Consider the following 1,724-nt stretch of genomic DNA (forward strand, 5'->3'; position numbering starts at 1 on the left):
TCTCGACCCTCGCCGAGCCGACAAACACGGCTGCGCCGCAGCCAGTTACTCCCGGCGATGGCCGGCAGCCGGACTTCCAAAAAGCCCGAGCGCTGCGCGAGCACAACCTTGCGCAGATGGCCGAGATCGAGCTGCGCAAGGTCAAGGGCGAGCTGGTCGAGGCGGCGGCGATCAAGCTGGCGGCCTACAGCAACGGTCGTTTGCTGCGCGACCAACTGCTGGGCCTCGCGACCCGGCTAGCCCCGGAGCTGTCCGCCATGACAGACCCCTGGCAGATCGAAAAACACCTGACGGCGGTGATCCGCCAAACGCTGGAGGATGCCGAGCGGCTGTCCACGGCGGATCTGGAACACACCCTTAACCCGAGTTGACCCCTATGCATACGGAAATCCCCGATGGTGCAGAGGTGTACCGCGAGGCGTATTTCCGTGGGCTGCGTCCCGACCCTGATCTCTGGATCGACGAATGGGCCGATGAGTACATGCGCATTCCCAGGGACACTGGCGCCGCTGAGCCCGGACAGTACCGCACGGCGCGGACACCTTACGCCCGAGAGCCAATGCGCTGTCTTTCGCCGGCACACCCCTGCAAGCGCGTCGTCACCATGGTGGCCTCGCAGTTGATGAAAACGCAGATCGCCCTGAACTGGATCGGCGGTCTGATCCATATGGCACCGTCCAATATCCTCACGTTGCTGCCGAGCCTGGGGCTATCGAAGCGGGTGTCGGCACGTATCGGCAAGACCATCACGGCGACACCGGTGCTGCGCGAGCGCGTGGCGTCCAGCCGGTCCCGCGATGCCCGCAACACCATGGATACCAAGGAGTTCGAGGGCGGCGCGCTGTACGTCACGACGGCCGGCTCGGCAGCCAACTTGGCCGAACTTACGGCGCGGTATGTCTACGGCGATGAGGTCGACCGTTGGGAGGTCGACGTTGGCGAGGAGGGTGACCCGGTAGAGCTGGCTGAAACCCGAGGCAGTAACTTCGGGCGCAACGCCAAGTTCTACTTCTCCAGCTCGCCGACCATCAAGGGCGCCTCGCGGATCGCGGATCTGTTCGAGGTCAGCGATCAGCGTTACTACTACGTCCCTTGTCCGACCTGCGGGCACTACCAGGTGCTGGAGTGGGAGCGACTGCACTACAGCAAGGACTTCAGTGTGGTGCATTACGAGTGCGCTGCAACTGACTGCGACGTGATGATCGAGGAGTACCAGAAGGGCGACATGCTCGCCCGGGGCGAGTGGCGGTCCCACTCCCAGGGCGACGGTGAGACCGTTGGTTTCCACCTCAATGCCTTGTATGCGCCGCTCGGGTGGCAGGATTGGCCCTCGCTCGCCAAGCAGTTCGAGCGGGCCAAGAAGGCTCAGGCCAAGGGCGATCTGGAACCCATGCAGGTGTTCTACAACACACGCCTTGCGCGGGTGTGGGACAGCGCACAGGAGCAGACCAAGGCCAGCGCACTGCGCGACCGGGCGAAGCTTGAGAACTACACCATGGGCAGTATGCCCGCTGGTGTGCTGATGCTCACCGCTGCGGTGGACACTCAGGACAACCGCCTGGAGCTGATGGTGGTGGGTTGGGGGGTTGGTATGGAGCGCTGGGTGATCGATCACCAGGTGATCTGGGGTGACCCGGCTGATGAGCGCACCTGGGCGGCGCTTGATGAGCGGCTCAAGGTTCGCTACCAGCACCCTTGCGGCGTTGGCCTGGCGATCCTCGCGA

At 64.1% G+C, this 1,724-nt stretch carries 1 protein-coding gene and 1 pseudogene; both read left to right on the top strand.

Annotated features, from left to right (window positions below):
- A pseudogene (locus tag PF66_RS31605) lies at positions 1–371 on the top strand (terminase small subunit); the annotation flags it as partial.
- A 5-nt stretch (positions 372–376) separates the two neighbouring features.
- The coding region (locus PF66_RS31610; RefSeq protein ID WP_054064907.1) for a phage terminase large subunit family protein at positions 377–1,724 on the top strand (1,348 nt) is incomplete at its 3' end.

This window comes from Pseudomonas asplenii, assembly GCF_001293465.1.
Lineage (GTDB): Bacteria > Pseudomonadota > Gammaproteobacteria > Pseudomonadales > Pseudomonadaceae > Aquipseudomonas > Aquipseudomonas fuscovaginae_B.